This is a genomic window from Paenarthrobacter sp. GQ52, assembly GCF_059759005.1.
The window spans coordinates 212,498-232,595 of the sequence record NZ_JCAXEJ010000005.1 but is presented as its reverse complement, the minus strand read 5'-3'; the positions used below and the strand labels follow the sequence as shown (position 1 = coordinate 232,595).

Below are 20,098 nucleotides of genomic sequence, written 5' to 3'. Positions count from 1 at the left end.
TCCGTGCGGCCACCCTACGAGTACAGGCTCCGTCCCGGTTATGTGGATAACCGGAACGGAGCCTGCAGGAAAGATTTTGGCCCGGAGTCCTCTAGGCGAGGTCGCTTGCCGAGCGCTGGATCTGGTCAAGCCATGCCTGGCGAGCTTCCAGAGCCTCTCGGGCGGCCTTGATACGGCGCTGGTCGCCGGCCTTCTCGGCCTTCTCCAGATCGTCCTTGAGGCCTGCAATAGCCGATTCAAGCTGTGACAAGGCGCTGTTGGTGCGGGCCTTGGTTTCCGGGTTGCTCCGGCGCCACTTTTCTTCCTCGGCTTCACGGACCGCATCTTCGACCTTGCGAAGCCCGGCCTCAATCCGCCCCATGTCGGCGCGGGGAACCTTGCCGGCATCTTCCCAACGGTCCCTGATGGACTGCAGAGCCTTCTTGGCGGCGTTGAGGTCGTTGATGGGCAGGAGCGCCTGCGCCTCAGCCACCAACTGTTCCTTGACGGCCAGGTTCGCAGTGTATTCCTGGTCGATTTGCTCGTTGGCGGCCTGGCGGTTGCTGAAGAAGACGTCCTGGGCGGCGCGGAACCGGCCCCAGAGAGCGTCATCGTCCTTGCGGCTTGCACGCGGAGTGGTCTTCCACTGGTCCATCAGCCTGCGGTACTCGCCGGCTGCGAACCCCCAGTCGGTAGACGTTGAAAGCGCCTCGGCCTCCGCGATCAAGGCCTCCTTGGCTGACTTTGCCGCGGAGTTATTGCTGTCAAGCTGCGAGAAGTATGCGCGGCGGTGACGATCAAATACAGTGCGTGCCGAGCGGAAACGCTTCCACAGTGCGTCTTCGTTACTACGGCCAAGCCTGACCCCGCTCTTTTGTGCGGCTTTCCAGGTTTCAAACAACTCGTTCATGCGTGCGCTTGAAGTCTTCCACTGAATCTGCGCAGGATCTTGGCCGGCAATGGTCTCAGCTTCGGCAACAATTGCTTCGCGCGCGGCGAGTTCGTTGGCGCGCACCGCCTCGTGGGCAGCCTTCTCGGACTTCTCGAGTTCTACGATCTGGGCTGACAGGGCGTCCAAGCGGGCCTCAGCAGCACGGATGTCACCCACCATGTTGCGTTCCGCAAGTTGCTCGCGCAAATGAGTGACCGTCTTCTGCATGTCCGTGGCAGGAGCCTTGGACTCCACGCGGTGTTCCAGGAGAACCACCTGCGCGATGATGTCGTCGAACTTACGGGCAAAGTAGCCAAGTGCTTCGTCGGTGCTGACACCCGGGTACTGACCGACAGGGATTTCCTCACCATCCAGCGTCAGGAAGACGTGGCCATCACCTTCAGCCCGTCCCCATTTGGCGGCCTCGGCCAGTGAGGCAGCGGAGACCGCCGGGGCGGCAGGTACGACGGCGGCAGGAGCCTTGGGCCGGGCCGCGAAGGCCGCGGGGGACGGCGCCGCGGAAGGCGTCGGACGTGGAGCGGCAGGGGCTGCGGGTTCTGCGACCGGCGCCTCTTCCGGTGTTTCCGCGGCAGCCGGAGCAGTTTCCGCGGCTGGGGCGGCCTCCACCGGAGCTGATTCGGCAGCCGGAGTTGCTTCGTTGGCTGGAGTGGGCTCCGCCGGAGCCGGTGCCTCGGTACCGTTGGTGCCGGTTGCCTCGACTGTGTCTTGGTTGGCCACTACTGCTGTTTCGTCGGATTTCTGACTGTCTGTCACCGCTAAAAGTCTTTCGCTTGGAGGGAACTGCTCAGGTAATGCACCGCAGGCCGGGCCTGGAGCTGGTTACTTCAGAGAAAACGAGTCTATCGTGACAGGTGCCACAGGGGCGCCGTCGGTGGCGTTTTCACCGGGCTTAAGGCCTGCTGCGGCGATCTTGGTGACCACGTCCAGGCCGCTGGTCACCTTGCCGACCACGGTGTATCCGCCTGCGGTATCAGCCGGAATGGTGGTGTCCTTGTAGACGATGAAGAATTGGTGTCCGTTTCCATAGGCATCGTTGCCGGTGCGGGCAACGGCAATCGTCCCTGCAGGGTACTTGTTGTCTGCGGGGGTATTTTCCAGTGGCCCCCACCGATAATTTGCGTCGTCTGCGCCGTCTTCGGATTTGGCTCCGCATTGGAGGAGGCCAAACGTTTCGGACGTTGTCAGCCGGTGGCAGAACGCTCCGTTGTAGTAGCTGGCGTCGCTCAGGGACTTGAACACGGCAGCAGCTTGCGGAGCGGCGGTTCCGTTGAGTTCCAAACCGACAACACCGCTGTTCAAGGCCAACTCGCCCGTGAAGGTCTTTCCGGCAGCCGTATCAGGGCTGGGAATGTCTGCGCTGTTGGAAGCGGACGGGGAAGCGGAGGGCGAACTGAGCCCGGCCTCCGCGGCGGCGAACTCTGCCTCGGTGGGGTTGGAACTGAAGACGGTCAGTTGCAGCACTACGGCCAGAACCACTGCAACGCCAGCTGCACTCACGGCGATGGTGTTGTCACGTTTGCGTCGTTTGCCCTGTTCCTGCCGCAGGGCACGCTTCGCTTCCATCTGCCTAATGCGCCGTTTCGCTTCGCGGTCATCCCGCGACCTTGTTGCCAAGAGTCCTCCTGATTGTGTCCACTTTGGGTGGCTGCCGACAGGAACCGGGCATGCTGCATTAGATGTGCACGCGCGGAAAGCATAAACTGGCTGCCGCACATAGTTTATGCATGACCGGCTGGACGCCCGCCCTGTAAACGCCGAAAGGGTGTTTAAAGCTGCGGTGCAAAGCCAGTTTCAGCTTTCTTCGAGGAGACTTTTCCACCATGGCACGTACCGCCTCCCTGTCCGGATTCCCCGAGTGGCTTCCCCAGGAGCGGTTGGTGGAGCTCCATGTGCTGGATACGCTCCGGAAGACGTTTGAGCTACACGGCTTTTCTTCCATTGAGACCCGCGCTGTTGAGACCGTGGGCCAGTTGCTTCGCAAAGGCGAGATCGACAAAGAGGTCTATGGCCTGAGCAGGCTCCAGGACGATGAGGGCGAGGCTGCTAAATCCGACAAGGCTGACCCGAACGCCTTGGCCCTCCACTTCGACCTGACCGTTCCCTTCGCCCGCTACGTGGTGGAGAACGCCGGGTACCTGGCATTTCCCTTCCGCCGGTACCAGATCCAGAAGGTCTGGCGGGGCGAGCGGCCGCAGGAAGGCCGGGCACGCGAGTTCACCCAGGCAGACATCGATGTTGTGGGCGACGGCGAACTGCCGTTCCGCTACGACGTCGAAATCGCGCTGGTCATCGCTGAGGCCCTTAGCGCCCTGCCGATCCCGGACTTCCGGCTCCGGATCAACAACCGCAAGCTGGCCGAAGGCTTCTATCGCGGCATTGGGCTGACGGACACGGCCGGAGTACTGCGTAGCATCGACAAACTGGAAAAGGTCGGCGCCGCGAAGGTGGCGGAGCTGTTGAAGAGCGAGCTTGGTGCTACTGATGAACAGGCCGGTCTTGCCCTCGAATTGGCCACGATCCGTACGGAAGACACCTCCTTCGTGGACCAGGTCCGTGCGCTGGGAGTGAAGGACGATCTCCTTGAAGAGGGCCTCAATGAACTTGAGCAGGTCATCCAGGCGGCAGTCCAGCGCGCTCCCGGCAAGGTAGTGGCAGACCTCAGCATCGCCCGCGGCCTGGACTACTACACGGGGACCGTGGTTGAGACGGTGCTTGTGGGCCACGAGCAGCTGGGTTCCATTTGCTCCGGAGGCCGCTATGACGCACTTGCCAGCAAGGGCAACCGCAAGTTCCCCGGCGTCGGACTTTCCATCGGCGTGACGCGGCTTGTTTCCCGCATCCTCAGCCAGGAACTGGCCACAGCGTCGCGTTCTGTGCCTACGGCGGTACTGGTCGCCCTGAACTCGGACGACAGCTGGTCGGCTGCGCAGGACATTGCAGCCCAATTGCGGGGCCGGGGGATTGCCACGGAGGTGGCCGCCAAGGCCGAGAAGTTCGGAAAGCAGATTAAGTTCGCTGATCGCCGGGGCATCCCTTTCGTCTGGTTCACCGACGACGACGGCAACCACCAGGTCAAGGACATCCGTTCGGGGGAACAGGTTGACGCCGACCCCGCCAGCTGGACGCCCTCTGAAGAGGATTTGTACGTCCGCGTTACCACCGCGGGCTAGGAAACATCCATTGTTCCGTCCTCGTGGCATGAGCTGTGGCGGGGGCGGGTAAACTCGGACGGGATCGTCTTTGCAACGATCCCCCTATATTTCATGCTGAAAGGAATGCTGTGCTGCGCACACATGACCTCGGATCTCTTCGCTCCGAGCACATTGGACAAACCGTTACCCTGGCCGGCTGGGTGGGGCGCCGCCGTGATCACGGTGGCGTTGCATTCGTTGACCTGCGTGATGCGTCCGGTGTAGCCCAGGTGGTTGTCCGTGAGGAAGAGGTCTTCCACGGCTTGCGGAATGAGTACGTCCTGCAGGTGACGGGTACTGTCAACAAGCGTCCTGAAGGCAATGAGAACCCTGCGTTGGCTACGGGTGAGATAGAGGTCATCGCGGACAAGGTTGTCATCCTCAACACCTCCGAACCCCTGCCGTTCCAGATCGACGAACACGTGGAGGTCGGCGAGGAAGCCCGTCTCAAGCACCGCTACCTTGACCTCCGCCGCCCCGGCCCCGCCCGCAACATGCGTCTGCGTTCCGAGGCGAACCGTGTGGCACGTGAACTCCTCCACCAGCGGGGCTACGTCGAAATCGAGACCCCCACGCTGACGCGTTCGACGCCGGAAGGCGCCCGTGACTTCGTGGTCCCGGCACGTCTGGCGCCGGGTTCCTGGTACGCCCTTCCGCAGTCGCCGCAGCTTTTCAAGCAGCTCCTCCAAGTGGGCGGCTTCGAGAAGTACTACCAGATTGCCCGCTGCTACCGTGATGAGGATTTCCGCGCGGACCGGCAGCCGGAATTCACGCAGCTGGACATCGAAGCCAGCTTCGTGGACCAGGACGACGTCATTGAGCTCGGCGAGGCAATCGTCAAGGCCTTGTGGCAGCTGATCGACGTCGAGATCCCCACCCCGATCCGCCGTATGACGTACTTGGACGCCATGGCCAAGTACGGCTCGGACAAGCCGGACCTGCGTTTCGGCGTTGAACTGACTGAGCTCACCGAGTTCTTCAAGGACACCAACTTCGGTGTCTTCAAGGCGCCGTACGTGGGCGCCGTCGTGATGCCCGGTGGCGCTTCCCAGCCGCGCCGTACCCTGGACGGTTGGCAGGAATTTGCCAAGCAGCGCGGGCACAAGGGCCTGGCCTATGTTCTGTTCAAGGAAGACGGCGAGTTGGCTGGCCCGGTGGCCAAGAACCTGACCGAGGCCGAGCGCGAAGGCCTGGCGGACGCTGTTGGCGCCAAGCCCGGCGACTGCATCTTCTTCGCGGCAGGCGAAAAGTCCGCAGCCCGCGCCCTGCTGGGTGCTGCCCGCGTTGAAATCGGTCACCGCACCGGCCTGATCGACCCCAAGGACTGGGCTTTCGTCTGGATCGTGGACGCTCCCATGTTCGAACCCGCGGCCGCGGCTGTCGCGTCCGGTGACGTTGCAGTGGGCGGTGGCCAGTGGACGGCTGTGCACCACGCCTTCACCTCGCCAAAGCCCGAGTTCCTGGACACCTTCGACAAGGACCCGGAATCGGCGCTCTCCTACGCCTACGACATCGTCTGCAACGGCAACGAGATCGGCGGCGGTTCCATCCGTATCCATGAGCGCGAAGTACAGGAACGCGTCTTCCAGCTCATGGGCCTGGACAAGGAAGACGCCGAAACCAAGTTCGGCTTCCTGCTCGAGGGTTTCAAGTACGGCGCACCTCCGCACGGCGGAATGGCCCTGGGCTGGGACCGTGTGGTTGCTTTGCTGGCCGGCGTCGAGTCGATCCGCGACGTCATTGCCTTCCCGAAGTCGGGCAACGGCTACGACCCCCTGACCGCGGCGCCGGCACCGATCACGCCGCAGCAGCGCAAGGAAGCCGGCGTCGACTTCAAGCCGGAGGTCAAGTCGGAGTCCAAGCCCGCAGCCAAGCCGGAAACCAAGTCCGAGTAAGTTTCTGCCCAAAAGGCTCCTCACTGTTGTGGGGAGCTTTTTGCGTTCCAGCCACAGGGAGACCCGCATGATGGAGCAAGCAGTCCTGGAAACACTTATGGACAAGGCCTGGCCCGCCCTTGAGCGTGAAAAATCGGGGGAGTGGGTCCTCCGTGCTTCGGGCGGAGTGACCCAGAGGGCTAACTCCGTGTGGCCAAGCACCTCGGGCGGCGGCCCGAACGGCAAGCCGGGCATCACACGAGCCGTGCGTGCAGCAGCGGAGTGGTATCGGCATCGTCGCCTTCCCTTGATCTTCCAGGTGTTCGACGACTCCCGCAGTGCCGGACTCAATGCTGTCCTGGATGAGCAACGCTTCACCAGGCAATCCGCAACAAGGATCATGGTCCGCGGCATGGATGAGCTGCCGGTCAGCAGTTCGGGACGGAACGTTGAACTGGCTGATGAGCCCTCCGAAGAATGGCTGCGCGTCTGGTGGTCCGTGGACGGCCGTGGCGGTAGTGCAGAACTGTCCGTCGCCCATAAGATTCTCACCGGCTGTCCGGCGCTGTACGCAATGGTGAGGGACGACGACGGCGTCCCCGCCGCCGTCGGACGTCTCGCCCTGGTGGATGGTTGGGGCGGAATTTACAGCATGGCGACGTCGGCCGGGCACCGCAGGCGCGGCTATGGGACGGACGTGCTGACTGCGTTGTTGCACGCCGGGACCCGGCAGGATCTTAAGGGATTCTGGCTCCTTGTCACCGAGGCCAATCGTGGAGCGCAGATACTGTACTCGCAAGCAGGTTTCGCCCACTCCGGCAGCTACCTGTACCGGCAGGCGCCGCTGAGGCGTGCGTCCAGCGGCTGCTAGGTTGGCGGGTCGGTGACCGTAATGCGCACGGAGCAGGCGTCGGCAGCCGCTTTCGCCAGCACGGCAGTCTTTGGCCCTTGAATGTCCAGGAAGGCTAAGCGAGTCCGCCCTGCTATGGCTTTGAGCAAGGGCTGGGAGAGAAGCTGATCCACCAGGACGCGGTCGCCGCCCGGGACGATGTACTCAATGCGGTGTTCGTTGAAGATGCGGGAAGCCTGTTCTGCCGTGGCTTTGGCTTCGAGGAAACGACTGCCGCTCTTCGAAGCCAGGATCGTGGAACCGCTGGCAGCAGCTATGGCGTAGCCGCCCCTGCGAATAAGGAGCAGTCCAAGCCGCCTTTCCTGGTTCGCAAGCGAAGCCAGGCGTTCCAGCTCAGTACCGCCCCGTCCCGGACGTCCGTCAGCCGGCCAAGGGGCCTTCAACATTGCAGTCGCACCGTCGGCTGCCCGCAGGAGCAGCCCACCGTCGTCGAGGTCTTCAGCAACGGCGCCGTGGCTCGCCGCGAACCGGTCGGCCCAACCCTGCAACCTGGCCGCGGGCACCAAAGCGGTCCGCCTGCCGGAAGGCTGGTGCGGGGCAGATGCTCGGCGATCCACGTCGATGTCTCCTTTGCTGGAACTATGAGTAGCCTATCCATGTGGAAGATCTCTTTGGTGCCGGTGCAGTTGACGACGACGAGTCGGAGGATCTGCCTGCGTCAGGGGGTCCCTCCGATGCTCATTGGATGGCTTCCCAACGCAGTCCACTGGCGGTAAGAATGCGTCCCCGGTCGCTGGACGAGGTGGTAGGGCAGCAGCACCTCCTGGGGCAAGGTTCGCCTTTGCGGCAACTGGCAGCGGGTGCTGAGGCTGCCGGCCCGGCGGGTCCGAGCTCGGTGATCCTTTGGGGGCCTCCCGGGACAGGGAAGACCACGCTCGCCCACGTGATCGCGCGCGGACCCGGACGTAAGTTCGTTGAGTTGTCGGCAATCACCGCCGGAGTCAAGGACGTCCGGCGCGTCATGGACGAGGCCCTGACGGCCCGGGACCTGTACAAGAAAACCACGGTTCTCTTCCTCGACGAGATTCATCGCTTTAACAAGGCCCAACAGGATGCACTGCTGCCCGGTGTCGAGAACCGCTGGGTTGTGCTGGTAGCTGCAACCACGGAAAATCCTTCCTTCTCCGTGGTGTCGCCGCTCCTGTCACGCTCACTCCTGCTCACCCTGAAGCCGCTCACCGATGACGACATTTCGGGACTGCTGCAGAGGGCTGTGGCCGACGCCCGCGGCCTTGCCGGCCGTGTGGAGCTTAGCCCCGAGGCATTGGACCACCTGGTCCGGCTATCCGGCGGTGATGCCCGACGGGCGCTGACAGCACTGGAAGCAGCTGCCGGCGTCGCCTTCGGTGACTCTACCGCCGTCGATATTTCGGATGACGCCCCAACAGTGGCCGAAGGGGAGGGCGACGCTGACGACGGCGAATCCGGACTCGCCAACGACGGCCTGCCTGATGCTCCGGTATTGGTGGAACTCCGGCATACTGAACGCGCCTTGGATGCGGCGGCCGTTCGCTACGACCGCGCCGGCGACCAGCACTACGATGTGGCCAGTGCGTTCATCAAGTCCATCCGGGGCTCGGACGTGGACGCGGCCTTGCACTATTTGGCACGCATGCTTGAAGCCGGGGAGGACCCAAGGTTCGTGGCGAGACGGATCGTGATCTCGGCGGCCGAGGATATTGGCATGGCCGACCCCACGGCGTTGCAGACTGCAGTCGCGGCGGCGCAGGCAGTGCAGTTGATCGGTATGCCGGAGGGCCGCATCGTGTTGGCCGAAGCCGTGGTCCACCTGGCCACTGCGCCCAAGTCCAATGCCGCCTATATGGGTTTGAACAAAGCGGTGGCCGACGTTCGTGCAGGTTTTGGTGGCGGCATTCCCATGCATTTGCGTGACGCACACTACCCCGGGGCCAAACAGTTGGGCCATGGCAAGAGCTACAAGTACGCGCACGACGAACCACACGGTGTGGCAACCCAGCAGTATCCGCCGGATGACCTGGTGGGTAAGGACTATTACCAGCCCACCAATAACGGAGCTGAACGGGATATTGCCGCCAGGCTGGAACGGCTCCGCAAGATCGTACGCGGGGAGTAGCCGGCAGGATCAGGCCAACTGCGGGTGGCGGCCCTGCGCGTGATAGGATAATTGCTTGTCTGGCATGGCCCGACGCACAACCCCTTTGAAGATTTCTTCAATAGTGCTGTGCGCCCGGGCTAGTAGCAAGAGGCAGCGGTTGGCCGATGCTCTCCCTGATGGAGGCCAGTAACACTGACACACCGCAGTAATTGGAAGGACACAAGTGGCTAACAACACTCGTGCTCGCCGTACCGCACGCCTTTCGCGTGCACTCGGCATTGCTCTGACCCCCAAGGCCGCCAAGTACATGGAGCGCCGTCCGTACGGCCCCGGCGAGCATGGCCGTGCCCGCAAGAAGCAGGACTCCGACTACGCCGTACGTCTGCGCGAAAAGCAGCGTCTGCGCGCCCAGTACGGCATCCGCGAAGCCCAGATGACCCGTGCCTTCGAAGAAGCACGCCGCACCAAGGGCCTCACCGGTGAAAACCTGGTTGAGCTGCTCGAAATGCGTTTGGACGCCCTCGTGCTCCGTGCAGGCTTCGCCCGCACCATCGCACAGGCCCGCCAGCTGGTTGTGCACCGCCACATCATGGTTGACGGCATCCGCGTGGACCGCCCGTCCTTCCGCGTTGGCGAAGGCCAGCTCATCCACGTTCACAGCCGCTCCGAGGTTATGCCCCCGTTCCAGGTGGCAGCCGCTGGCGCACACGTGCTCAACAACGTGCCGGCATACCTGGACGTCAAGATTGACGCCCTTCAGGCCCGCCTGGTTCGTCGCCCCAAGCGCTCCGAGGTCCCCGTGATCTGCGAAGAGCAGCTCGTCGTCGAATTCTACGCTCGCTAAATTCAAGCAGCGCATACAAAGAAGCCCGTGGCACACGCCGCGGGCTTCTTTGTATGTAAGGTACCGGTCCAAATAGGTAAGGTACTTGGGGAGGCTTCGGCCAAAGCCGTGAACCGGCTGGTGCGAGGCAGCGAAACGATCCAAGGAGAGAAATTCTATGTCTGGTGGCGACATCGCCGGCCTCATCGCAGCAGGAGTCTTCGCACTCCTCGTCTTGCTTTTGGCCGTGCCCATTTTGAAGCTGGGCGGCGTCTTTGACGAGGTGCGGACCTCCATCCGTTCCATCAGCGACGGCGCCACGCCCCTGATGGATGAAGTGACTGCAACGGTCACCACCACCAACCAGCAGTTGAAGAAGGTTGACGGCATCGCCTCCAACGTCTCCGATGCATCGGCCAACATCTCCGCGTTGTCCTCGCTCGTTGCAGCCACGGTAGGCTCACCGCTGATCAAGGTGGCTGCCTTCAGCTATGGCGTTCGTTCTGCCTTCGCCGGACGCCGGACGCCTTCCTCTGGCCGTCGCAGCCGCTGAATAAGTCAGCCGCCGAACAAGCCAACTGCTGAATTACAGGGAGACTGAAACCTCATGAAGAGAATTGTCTGGATGGGCATCGGCGTCGCCATCGGCGTCATTGCCTTCCGTAAGATCACCGAAGCGCAAGCAAACCTTGGGCCGGAGGGCCTTAATCGTGCCGTCGGCCGGATGGCTGACGGACTGTTCGACTTTGCCGACGCCGTGCGTACAGGGATGCATCAACGCGAAGAGGATTTGCGGGCAGCGTTGGGGATCGACGACGCCGGAGCCGCTCGGCGCTAGTGGGAGCGGTTCGCCCCCACGCCCTCAACAGGGCAGAATGGAAAGCTGCGGAACGGCACCAGCCGGTTCCGCGCACATCGTGTGCAGTGAATTGAGAAGGGTAAGTAATCAGCTAATGAAGTCGCAGGAGATCACCAAGCGCTGGGTGGACTTTTTTGTCAACAAGGGCCACACCGCCGTTCCCTCCGCGTCGCTCGTTTCCAGCGACCCGTCACTTCTCTTCACTGTGGCCGGAATGGTGCCTTTCATTCCTTACCTGACCGCGCGCGAAGAGCCTCCCTACAGCCGTGCAACGAGCGTCCAGAAGTGCATCCGCACCGGAGACATCGAGGAAGTGGGCAAGACCGCCCGCCACGGCACGTTCTTCCAAATGTGTGGCAACTTTTCCTTTGGCGATTACTTCAAGGAAGACGCCATCAAGTTCGCTTTCGAGCTGCTCACCACCAGTGTTGACGACGGCGGTTACGGGCTTCCGGCCGAACGTCTTTGGGTGACTGTCTACGAAGAGGACGACGAAGCCAAGGAGCTGTGGCTCAAGAACACCGGAATTCCGGCAGAGCGCATCCAGCGCATGGGCAAGGCTGACAACTACTGGTCAACTGGCCAGCCAGGCCCGGCCGGCCCCTGCTCGGAGATCTATTACGACCGCGGCCCTGCCTACGGAATCGAAGGCGGCCCCCTGGCCGACGAGACCCGTTACATCGAAATCTGGAACCTCGTGTTCATGCAGTACCAGATCGAGAACGTCCGCTCCAAGGTGGACTTTGACATCGTTGGTGAACTGCCGCAGAAGAACATTGACACCGGCTTGGGTATGGAACGTCTCGCGATGATCCTCCAAGGTGTCGAAAACATGTATGAGACCGATCAGGTCCGTCCGGTCATCGACAAAGCTGCTGAATTGTCCGGCCGCGAGTACACCTCGGCTGAATCTCCGGAAGACCCGCACCACACGGACGATGTCCGCATGCGCGTCGTTGGCGACCACATTCGTTCTGCGTTGATGCTCATCGCTGACGGCGTCGCACCCTCCAATGAGGGCCGTGGCTACGTGCTGCGCCGGCTCATCCGCCGCGCTGTACGCGCCATGCGCCTGCTCGGCGTCGAAAAAGCTTGCCTGCCTGACCTCCTTCCCGCCTCCCGCGACGCCATGAAGGGCGTATACCCGGTGGTGGAGACTGATTTTGCCCGCATCAGCCGTATTGCCTACGCCGAAGAAAAGGCGTTCCTGCGCACCATTGCTTCCGGTACGGCCCGCCTGGAGGATGCAGTAGCCGAATCGAAGGCTGCCGGCGTTCCCCTGTCCGGCGCGGACGCTTTCGCCTTGCACGACACTTACGGCTTCCCGATTGACCTGACCTTGGAAATGGCGGAAGAGGCCGGGCTCAAGGTGGACGAGCCAGGCTTCCGTGCTCTCATGCTCGAGCAGCGCCAGCGTGCCCAGGCCGATGCCAAGGGCAAGAAGGGCGGCCACGCCGACCTCAGCGCCTACCAGGAGCTCCTCGGCAAGGGCGAGACCGTCTTTACGGGATACGACGAACTTGAGGGCGAGGCAAAGGTCCGCGGCATCGTCAGCGGTGGCCGTGCCGTAGCGCATGCCTCCACAGGTGATGAGATTGAGTTGGTCCTCAACGAAACCCCGTTCTATGCAGAAGCCGGTGGCCAGTCAGCTGACACCGGCCTCATCACCGGCGATGGTTTTGTGGTGGAGGTCCTGGACGTACAGCGTCCCATCAAGGGCCTGAGCGTGCACAAAGCAATTGTCCGTGAAGGTGAGATCGGTTCCGACGCGCTGGTGCGCGCCGCCGTCGACCGTGAACGCCGCCATGCTGCCGAACAGGCCCACACCGGCACGCACATTGTGCATGCGGCACTGCACCAGATCCTGGGCCCGGAAGCTACCCAGCGCGGTTCCTACAACAAGGCCGGGTACCTTCGCTTCGACTTCGCCTGGGGCGAGGGTTTGAGCACCGCCACACGGTCTGAAATCGAAGAGGTCTCCAACATCGCCATCCGGAACAACTACCGGGTGGACACCAAAGTCATGGGGCTCGCTGAAGCCAAAGCACTGGGCGCCATGGCTCTGTTCGGTGAGAACTACGGCAGCGAAGTCCGCGTAGTGGAGATCGACGGCGCGTGGTCCCGCGAATTGTGCGGTGGCACCCACGTTTCCAACACTTCCCTGATCGGCAGCCTTTCCTTGCTGGGCGAACAGTCTGTTGGGTCCGGAAACCGTCGTGTCGAGGCTTTTGTTGGCTTGGACGCATTCCGTCACTTGGCAGCCGAGCGTGCTCTGGTTTCCGAGCTCACGGAACTCTTGAAAGTTCCGTCCGGACAACTCGCTGACCGCATCTCCAGCACCCTGAACAAGCTCAAGGCCACGGAGAAGGAGCTTGACCGTCTCCGCAAGGAACAACTTGCAGCGGCGGCCGCAAACCTGGTGGGTACCGCCAAGGATGCCGCTGGTGTTCGGGTGGTAGCTCACGACGCCGGTCAGGTGGGCGGAGCTGACGATCTGCGCAACCTCGCCCTAGATCTGCGTAATCGACTGGGTTCGGAGGCCTCCACCGTGGCTGTTGCGGGTGTAAGCAATGACCGGCCCGTCATTCTGATCGCTACTAACGAGGCTGCCCGGGAAGCAGGCGTAAAAGCCGGCATGCTTGTCCGCCTGGCCGCAGGGATCCTCGGTGGTGGCGGTGGCGGCAAGGACGATGTCGCCCAAGGCGGCGGCACCGACGCTGGGAAGGTCTCCGAGGCCCTCACAGCGGTGGTGGATGCGATAGCCAAGCGCTGACGGTGAATTCCAGTACTGACAGCGGCGTCTACCCCCACGGCATCAAGCTGGGGGTAGACGTCGGTACCGTCCGGGTGGGTCTGGCCATTTGTGATCCCGACGGGATATTGGCCACGCCGTTCAAGACGGTAGGGCGGGACAGCAAGAAAAACTCCGATGTTCGCGTAGTGGTCAAGCACGCGGCGGAGTTGCCGGCGGTCCAGATTTTTGTGGGTCTACCACGAACCATGAAGGGCGAGGAACGCGCGTCTGCCCAAATGGCCATGGACTACGCGGACCTTCTTACCAGTGAGCTTTCGCGCGCCGGTTTGGACGTTCCTGTAAACCTCGTCGATGAGCGACTTTCCACTGTTACGGCACACCGCAACCTGCACGAAGCTGGCATGAGCAGCAAGAACCACCGTAAAGTGGTTGATCAGGTTGCCGCTGCTGGAATACTTCAGCACGCAATCGACATGCAAAAAGCCCGAGGAACGGACGTTGGCCGCCGAGTGCAGGCACCGGCGCAGTCCGAGAAACCCAGCAGTGCCCCAACGCTGCGGGCTGCCTCAGGCCGTGAATCCGATTCTTCTAAGAGGGGACTGCAACTGTGAGCCCGGTCAACAACGACCCCTCCAGCGGTACCGCCGGCGGCGGTATGTCGCTAACCCGCAAAGAGCTGCGGGCGCGTGAACGATTCCTCGCCACGCAGAACCACAATGTGGTGCCCGTTCCTGAAGCGACTCCGGGAGAGGCGGCTCCCTCGGCGGAAGTTGAGCCGGAATTGCCCCGACCAGTCCCGGCCGTGCAACCTGCGCCCGCGACGCCGCCCCCCACACCCGTCGCGCCCCCAACACCTGTCGCGCCCCCGACTCCTGTGGCACCCCCAACGCCCGCGCCGCCTGTCGAGGAGGCCGGCGACGCCGAGGTGCACGCAGCACAGGTGCTTGGTGAGCCGGAAAGTCATCACGAGGACCTGCACGAGGCAGACGTCCACGTCCGCGAGGATGAAGTCCACGCCCAAGAGGCCAGTGAACACGAGGTCAGTGGACACGAGGTCAGTGGACACGAGGTCAGTGAACACGCCTTCAGTGAACACGCCGCCGTTGATCACGGTGATATTGACGACGGTCATAACCAGCACGAGTTCGCTGCGCATGACGGCCACTATGAGCTGGACATCCACGAAGAACTTCACGATGACGTTCATCTCCATGATGAGCACCACCATGACCTTATTGCCCCTGCTGCCAGTCCGGCGTCCAAGGCTGCCGCGAAGAAGGCCCGCCGCCGTCGTCGTGTCCTGGCTCTCCTGATCACGCTGGGTGTCTTCGTCGCCGCCATCGCCATTGGTGCGCAGTTCCTGAAGCCCCTGCTTGGCATGGATAGGGTCACCGATTACCCGGGTCCCGGAACGGGATCGGTGACCATCACCGTACCCGAGGGATCCGGTCCCAAGGCCGTAGCCAACGAGCTCGTTCAAAACCGCGTGGTTGCAGACTCCGATGCCTTTGTTGAGGCGTTCCTGAGTGAAGGCGGGGAACTGTCTCCGGGCGACTTCACGTTCCGTACCGAAATGAAGAATTCCGACGCCGTGGCTGTCCTCGTCAACAAGGACGCCGGCAAAGTGATGTATTTCGCTCTGAGTGCCGGCTTGCGCATCAATGAGTCACTGGAGGCCATTTCCAAGGGTTCCGGCATTCCCGTGCAGCAGCTCAACGCCTTGAACCAGGCTCCGGCGCAGTTCGGAGTTCCTGCCAAGGCTAAGAACCTGGAAGGCTTCCTTGCCCCGGGCGAATACCGGTTTGAGCTGGGGACGCCCGCGAAGGACATCATCCAGAAGTTGGTAACCACCACCCTTGATGAACTCAAAGCCCAGGGTGTTACGGACCCCGCCAAGCAGTACGACACCGTAACCATCGCCAGCATCGTGCAGGCCGAAGGTGGTCAGGCAGATTACGGGAACGTGGCCGGAGCCATTTACAACAGGCTCAAGCCCAACAACGTAGAGACCAGCGGCCTGATCCAGTCCGATGCCACTGTGACGTACGGCTTGGGCAAGAAGTCGTTCCACCTCACTGAGGAAGAAAAGGCCGACAAGTCCAACGCCTACAACACGTACGCCAACGTCGGGCTACCGGTAGGACCTATTGGCTCGCCTGGAAAGACGGCGATTGATGCTGCAGCCAAGCCAACGCAGAATGAATACCTCTACTGGGTGACCATCAACCTGGACAGCAAGGAAACCAAGTTCTCCAAGACGTTGGCTGAGCACAACACCTACGTTGAGCAGTACAACGCATGGTGCCAGGCCAACGCGGGACGGTGTGTGTGAGTCGTCGCGCCGCGGTACTGGGGCACCCGATCTCACACTCGAAATCTCCGGCACTGCACTCAGCTGCCTACGCCAAGTTGGGTGTGGATATCGAGTACTCGGCCATCGACGTCACTGTGGAACGGCTTCCTTCATTCATGGACTCGCTCCGCGGAGATGACGCTTGGTGCGGCCTCTCGGTCACCATGCCGCTGAAGTCGGCAATGGTCAAGGAAGTGGACGAAGTCCGTGGCGCCGGCGCCCATCTGGGCGTTATCAATACGGTGGTTTTCGAGCACGACGCCGGACAGGTCCGTCGGGTGGGTTACAACACTGATGTTGCCGGCATAGTGGAAGCGGTCCGCTACGCGGGCGTCGCAGCCGCACCCCACGCGGCCATCTTTGGTGGCGGTGGCACCTCAGCTGCGGCTGTAGCCGCTGTGCAGGAACTTGGGGCCCGTCACGTCGACGTTTTCGTTCGCGACGCGGGACGTGCCGGCGATGCGCAAGCGGCCGCGGCCGCCGTCGGAATTTCCCTGGCCATCCGGCCCCTGACGGAAGCGGCAACTGCTGTGGCCGGCACGGATCTGGTGATCTCCACGTTCCCGCCTCGCGCTGCCGATTCGTTGGCTGAGGAGCTTGCGGAGTTGCCCGGCACCGGGGCTGGAGTCCTGCTGGATGTTGCCTACGATCCTTGGCCCAGTCGCCTCGCGGAAGTGTGGCATGGTCACGGGGGAGCGGTAGTCCCGGGCCTGGAGATGCTGATGTATCAGGCGGCCGAGCAGATCAGGCGTTTCAGCGGCTGTGACGTGGATGCCGCCGTCATAGATGTGATGTGCGACTCAGTCGGGCTTCCCCGGCGAGTGTTCTAGAAGCCTTACATGGCAGGATTGGTTATATGTTGCGTTGGTTGACTGCCGGTGAATCCCATGGTCCGGCCCTGATCGGAATTGTTGAAGGCGTGCCTGCCGGTGTTGAACTCACCAGCGGGCAGATTCGTGACGCGTTGGCGCGTCGACGCCTGGGCTATGGACGTGGTGCCCGCATGAAGTTTGAACAGGACGAGGTCACCATCATGGGTGGTGTCCGGCATGGACTTACCCAGGGTGGCCCTGTTGCCATCCAGGTTGGCAACACCGAGTGGCCTAAATGGGAGCAGATCATGTCTGCTGATCCCGTGGACCCCAAGGTCCTCGCCGACCAAGCCCGCAATGCACCTTTGACCCGTCCGCGCCCGGGGCACGCCGATTTCACGGGCATGCAGAAGTATGGCTTCGACGAAGCCCGTCCGGTCCTTGAGCGTGCCAGCGCACGCGAGACCGCCACGCGAGTGGCTCTTGGTACCGTCGCTGCACAGTTCCTGAAGCAATTGGGCATCGAGTTGGTAAGCCACACCGTTTCCATTGCCAGCGTGACAGTGCCCGAAGGCCGGCCTTTGCCGGTGCCGCAGGACGTCATAGCCCTCGACGCCGACCCCCTGCGTTGTTTCGACCGCGAGACGTCCAACGCGATGGTGGCTGAGGTTGATGCTGCCCACAAGGAAGGCGAAACCCTGGGTGGCGTGGTAGAGGTCCTGGCATACGGGCTTCCCCCGGGACTCGGCAGCTACGTCCACTGGGATCGTCGCCTCGACTCCCGCCTCGCGGCCGCACTCATGGGCATCCAAGCCATTAAGGGCGTAGAAGTGGGCGACGGCTTCCTCACGGCTGCACGCCGTGGATCTGCTGCCCACGATGAGATCCTCAAGGACGGAAACGGCAAGATCGTTCGCCAGACCAACCGGGCCGGTGGCATCGAAGGCGGCATGAGCATCGGTGAGGTTCTTCGTGTTCGGGCGGCCATGAAACCAATTGCCACGGTCCCTCGCGCACTTCGCACCATTGATGTCAGCACGGGTGAGCCTGCCAAGGCACACCACCAGCGTTCAGATGTTTGTGCGGTTCCCGCAGCCGGCGTTGTGGCGGAGGCGATGGTGGCTTTGGTTCTGGCCGAGGCTGTCGCCGAGAAGTTCGGTGGCGACTCCGTCGCGGAGACCCAGCGGAATCTGCAGAGCTACCTTGAGAGCATCCCGGCCACCCTGGACTCGGTCGGCCGGTAGTGGTTGGCGCTATCCCGGATGGCCGCCCCGTTGTTCTCGTGGGCCCCATGGCCGTCGGAAAATCGGCGATCGGCCAGCAACTGGCCCACCAACTCCGTGTACCGTTCGTGGACACTGACGCGGTGGTGGTAGCTGCCCACGGCAGCATTGCAGACATCTTCGCCGGCAGGGGAGAGCATGCGTTCCGCGAGATTGAAGCGCGGGCAGTGGCGAAGGCCATTGAGTCTGCCAAAGTAGATCCGGCCATCATTTCCCTGGGCGGCGGGGCGGTGCTTGACTCCGGGACCCAGCAGTTGCTGGGGGAGTGCACCGTTGTCTATCTGGAATGCGATGCGGAAACGGTCGCAGACAGGATTGCCCGGAACACCGGACGGCCACTGCTGCAGGGTGACGCCATGACCCGCTGGGAAGCATTGTTTGCCACCCGGCGTCCCGTCTATGAGCGTCTCGCGGACATTGTCATGGATGTCCGTTCCGGATCCGTGGCAGAAATCGGCCTCCATTTGGAGGAGCGGCTGCTCCAGCATGCAGCCTTGAAAGAGGAAGTTGAAAAGTGAGCAACGAAGCAACTGTCATCAAGGTGACCGGCCAGTCGGTTAATGAGAACTACGACGTCGTGGTGGGCCGCGGGCTGTTGGACACCCTGCCCGCCAAGCTTGGCGAACGCGTACGACGAGTTCTGGTGATCCACCCGCGGGCCTTGCGCCTGACCGGCGATACCGTCCGGGACGAACTTGAGGCTGCAGGGTTCACGGCACTCACAGCCGAAATCCCGGATGCTGAAGAGGGCAAGCACATCCAGGTTGCGGCGTTCTGTTGGCAAGTGCTGGGCCAGAACGATTTCACGCGGTCCGACGCCATCGTGGCAGTTGGTGGCGGCGCTGTAACGGACCTCGCCGGCTTCGTGGCGGCAACGTGGCTCCGTGGCGTCAAAGTCATCCACATGCCCACGAGCTTGCTGGGCATGGTGGATGCCTCGGTGGGAGGCAAGACAGGCATCAACACTGCCGAGGGCAAGAACCTTGTGGGCTCCTTCCACCCCCCGGCCGCAGTCCTGGCTGACTTGGACACGCTCCAGACCCTGCCGAAGAACGAGCTCATTTCAGGGATGGCCGAGGTCATCAAGTGCGGCTTCATCGCTGACCCGGCAATCCTCGACCTCGTGGAAAAGAACACCGACGCAGTAATGGATCCGGGATCCGACGTAGTTCGGGAGCTCATTGAACGCGCGATTTCCGTGAAGGCTGAAGTCGTTTCCCAGGACCTCAAGGAGTCCGGCCTCCGCGAAATCCTGAACTACGGTCACACGCTGGGCCACGCCATCGAGCTCGTGGAACGCTACTCATGGCGTCACGGCGCCGCCGTTTCCGTGGGAATGATGTTCGCTGCCGAGTTGTCGCGAAGTGTCGGGCGTTTGTCCGATGCTGACGCAGACCGGCACCGCACCATCCTGGAGAGCCTTGGCCTGCCCATCACGTACCGCAGGGACCGCTGGCAGGGTCTTCTGGATGGAATGCGCCGGGACAAGAAGTCCCGTGGCGATCTCCTCCGGTTCGTTGTCCTTGACGGCGTTGCCAAGCCGGGCATCCTGGAGGTCCCCGACACGTCACTCCTGTTTGCCGCCTACCAGGAGATCGCATCATGACCGTCACTCTTCGGGAAGGCATCAGCGACTGGCCTACTGCCGGTTTCCCCGGAGTCCGGATGAACCCGGACACTTTGCTTCCCGTGGTTGTCAATGAGGAAGTCATGGAGTCCGCCCTCGCGGCGTCGGAAGACCCCGCGGACCGCATCATGGCCTTACTGCTGGACAACCAGCCCAACGAGGCGGCTGAGCTGTTGGCCGAGGCTCGCTACAAAGATCCGGAGTCGTTCCGGTTGAGGATTTTTGAAGCGGAAGTCCACCGGGCAACCAACCGGCTGGACCGTGCGGTGCAGTTGTTCAGGCACCTGTTGCAGGACGTCCAGGGCAGCTCCAAGGAAGCGATCGTGCACCAGTATCTGGGCAGGGCATACTTCGTCAGCGGCAATGCACTGGCCGCATCCGAGGAATTCGCCAAGGCCTTGGATCTCCGCGTAGCCATGGCCGCCGATGCGGCGCTGATCTACTCTTCCGCTGTTGCCCTGCAAAGGGCCCGGAATGTACTTGAACTGGCTTCCTGAAGCAGCGGGAAAAGCAGCTCGCAAGCCGTGGCCGTATTTGCCGGTAGAATGGTTCTTGGATTTTTGATAAATACGCGCTGGCGGGCCGTTTGGCATGCCTGCTTGG

18 protein-coding genes are annotated in these 20,098 nt (G+C 62.4%); 15 read left to right on the top strand and 3 right to left on the bottom strand.

Annotated elements, in window-relative coordinates; genetic code table 11:
- Positions 1–91: 91 nt before the first annotated feature.
- Both AC6CH8_RS09690 and AC6CH8_RS09685 read right to left on the bottom strand, forming a co-directional pair.
- Positions 92–1,684, bottom strand: coding sequence for a DUF349 domain-containing protein (locus AC6CH8_RS09690; RefSeq protein ID WP_498190183.1), 1,593 nt, complete (start codon positions 1,682–1,684; stop codon positions 92–94).
- Positions 1,685–1,750: 66 nt separating this feature from the next.
- Positions 1,751–2,545 (bottom strand): peptidylprolyl isomerase, encoded by a 795-nt coding sequence (locus AC6CH8_RS09685; RefSeq protein WP_498190181.1) that lies wholly within the window; start codon positions 2,543–2,545, stop codon positions 1,751–1,753.
- 206 nt (positions 2,546–2,751) lie between these two features.
- Between AC6CH8_RS09685 and hisS the strand changes: the two genes are divergently transcribed.
- From hisS to AC6CH8_RS09670, 3 genes are all read left to right on the top strand, one after another.
- Positions 2,752–4,101 carry a histidine--tRNA ligase gene (hisS, locus tag AC6CH8_RS09680; protein WP_498190179.1) on the top strand — a complete coding sequence of 450 codons (1,350 nt, stop codon included), beginning with the start codon at positions 2,752–2,754 and terminating at the stop codon, positions 4,099–4,101.
- A gap of 110 nt (positions 4,102–4,211) precedes the next feature.
- Positions 4,212–6,017, top strand: a complete 1,806-nt coding sequence (gene aspS, locus AC6CH8_RS09675) for an aspartate--tRNA ligase (RefSeq protein ID WP_178992614.1) — start codon at positions 4,212–4,214, stop codon at positions 6,015–6,017.
- 67 nt (positions 6,018–6,084) lie between these two features.
- Positions 6,085–6,867 carry a GNAT family N-acetyltransferase gene (locus AC6CH8_RS09670; protein WP_498190177.1) on the top strand — a complete coding sequence of 261 codons (783 nt, stop codon included), beginning with the start codon at positions 6,085–6,087 and terminating at the stop codon, positions 6,865–6,867.
- On the opposite strand, the gene AC6CH8_RS09665 is transcribed toward AC6CH8_RS09670, so the two are convergent.
- On the bottom strand, positions 6,864–7,463 hold the full coding sequence (locus tag AC6CH8_RS09665; RefSeq protein WP_498190176.1) for a Vms1/Ankzf1 family peptidyl-tRNA hydrolase: 600 nt from the start codon (positions 7,461–7,463) through the stop codon (positions 6,864–6,866). The genes AC6CH8_RS09670 and AC6CH8_RS09665 overlap by 4 nt on opposite strands.
- Positions 7,464–7,504: 41 nt before the next feature.
- Here AC6CH8_RS09665 and AC6CH8_RS09660 point away from each other — a divergent pair, with 41 nt between their 5' ends.
- From AC6CH8_RS09660 to AC6CH8_RS09605, 12 genes are all read left to right on the top strand, one after another.
- A complete protein-coding gene (locus tag AC6CH8_RS09660) occupies positions 7,505–9,001 on the top strand; it encodes a replication-associated recombination protein A (RefSeq protein WP_091467831.1) in 1,497 nt (498 codons plus the stop codon).
- A 205-nt stretch (positions 9,002–9,206) separates the two neighbouring features.
- Positions 9,207–9,827: a 30S ribosomal protein S4 gene (gene rpsD / locus AC6CH8_RS09655; RefSeq protein WP_011774968.1), complete on the top strand. Its 621-nt coding sequence runs from the start codon at positions 9,207–9,209 to the stop codon at positions 9,825–9,827.
- A gap of 157 nt (positions 9,828–9,984) precedes the next feature.
- Positions 9,985–10,359 (top strand): DUF948 domain-containing protein, encoded by a 375-nt coding sequence (locus tag AC6CH8_RS09650; RefSeq protein WP_017197541.1) that lies wholly within the window; start codon positions 9,985–9,987, stop codon positions 10,357–10,359.
- Positions 10,360–10,413: 54 nt separating this feature from the next.
- On the top strand, positions 10,414–10,644 hold the full coding sequence (locus AC6CH8_RS09645; protein WP_208295800.1) for a hypothetical protein: 231 nt from the start codon (positions 10,414–10,416) through the stop codon (positions 10,642–10,644).
- 115 nt (positions 10,645–10,759) lie between these two features.
- Positions 10,760–13,438 (top strand): alanine--tRNA ligase, encoded by a 2,679-nt coding sequence (gene alaS / locus AC6CH8_RS09640; protein WP_498190174.1) that lies wholly within the window; start codon positions 10,760–10,762, stop codon positions 13,436–13,438.
- Between the two features lie 2 nt (positions 13,439–13,440).
- Positions 13,441–14,031, top strand: a complete 591-nt coding sequence (gene ruvX / locus AC6CH8_RS09635) for a Holliday junction resolvase RuvX (protein WP_178992620.1) — start codon at positions 13,441–13,443, stop codon at positions 14,029–14,031.
- Positions 14,028–15,752, top strand: a complete 1,725-nt coding sequence (gene mltG, locus AC6CH8_RS09630; RefSeq protein WP_498190173.1) for an endolytic transglycosylase MltG — start codon at positions 14,028–14,030, stop codon at positions 15,750–15,752. The genes ruvX and mltG overlap by 4 nt, the downstream gene beginning before the upstream one ends.
- Positions 15,749–16,603 carry a shikimate dehydrogenase gene (locus tag AC6CH8_RS09625; protein WP_498190171.1) on the top strand — a complete coding sequence of 285 codons (855 nt, stop codon included), beginning with the start codon at positions 15,749–15,751 and terminating at the stop codon, positions 16,601–16,603. Before mltG ends, AC6CH8_RS09625 begins: the two co-directional genes overlap by 4 nt.
- Before the next feature lie 26 nt (positions 16,604–16,629).
- Complete coding sequence (gene aroC, locus AC6CH8_RS09620; protein WP_498190169.1) at positions 16,630–17,829, top strand: chorismate synthase; 1,200 nt, start codon at positions 16,630–16,632, stop codon at positions 17,827–17,829.
- A complete protein-coding gene (locus AC6CH8_RS09615) occupies positions 17,829–18,386 on the top strand; it encodes a shikimate kinase (protein ID WP_166660288.1) in 558 nt (185 codons plus the stop codon). Before aroC ends, AC6CH8_RS09615 begins: the two co-directional genes overlap by 1 nt.
- The gene (gene aroB, locus AC6CH8_RS09610; protein WP_091467821.1) at positions 18,383–19,474 is read left to right on the top strand and encodes a 3-dehydroquinate synthase; all 1,092 of its coding nucleotides are present in this window, start codon (positions 18,383–18,385) and stop codon (positions 19,472–19,474) included. The genes AC6CH8_RS09615 and aroB overlap by 4 nt, the downstream gene beginning before the upstream one ends.
- Positions 19,471–19,992, top strand: coding sequence for a tetratricopeptide repeat protein (locus AC6CH8_RS09605; protein ID WP_091467819.1), 522 nt, complete (start codon positions 19,471–19,473; stop codon positions 19,990–19,992). Before aroB ends, AC6CH8_RS09605 begins: the two co-directional genes overlap by 4 nt.
- The last annotated feature ends 106 nt before the right edge of the window (positions 19,993–20,098 follow it).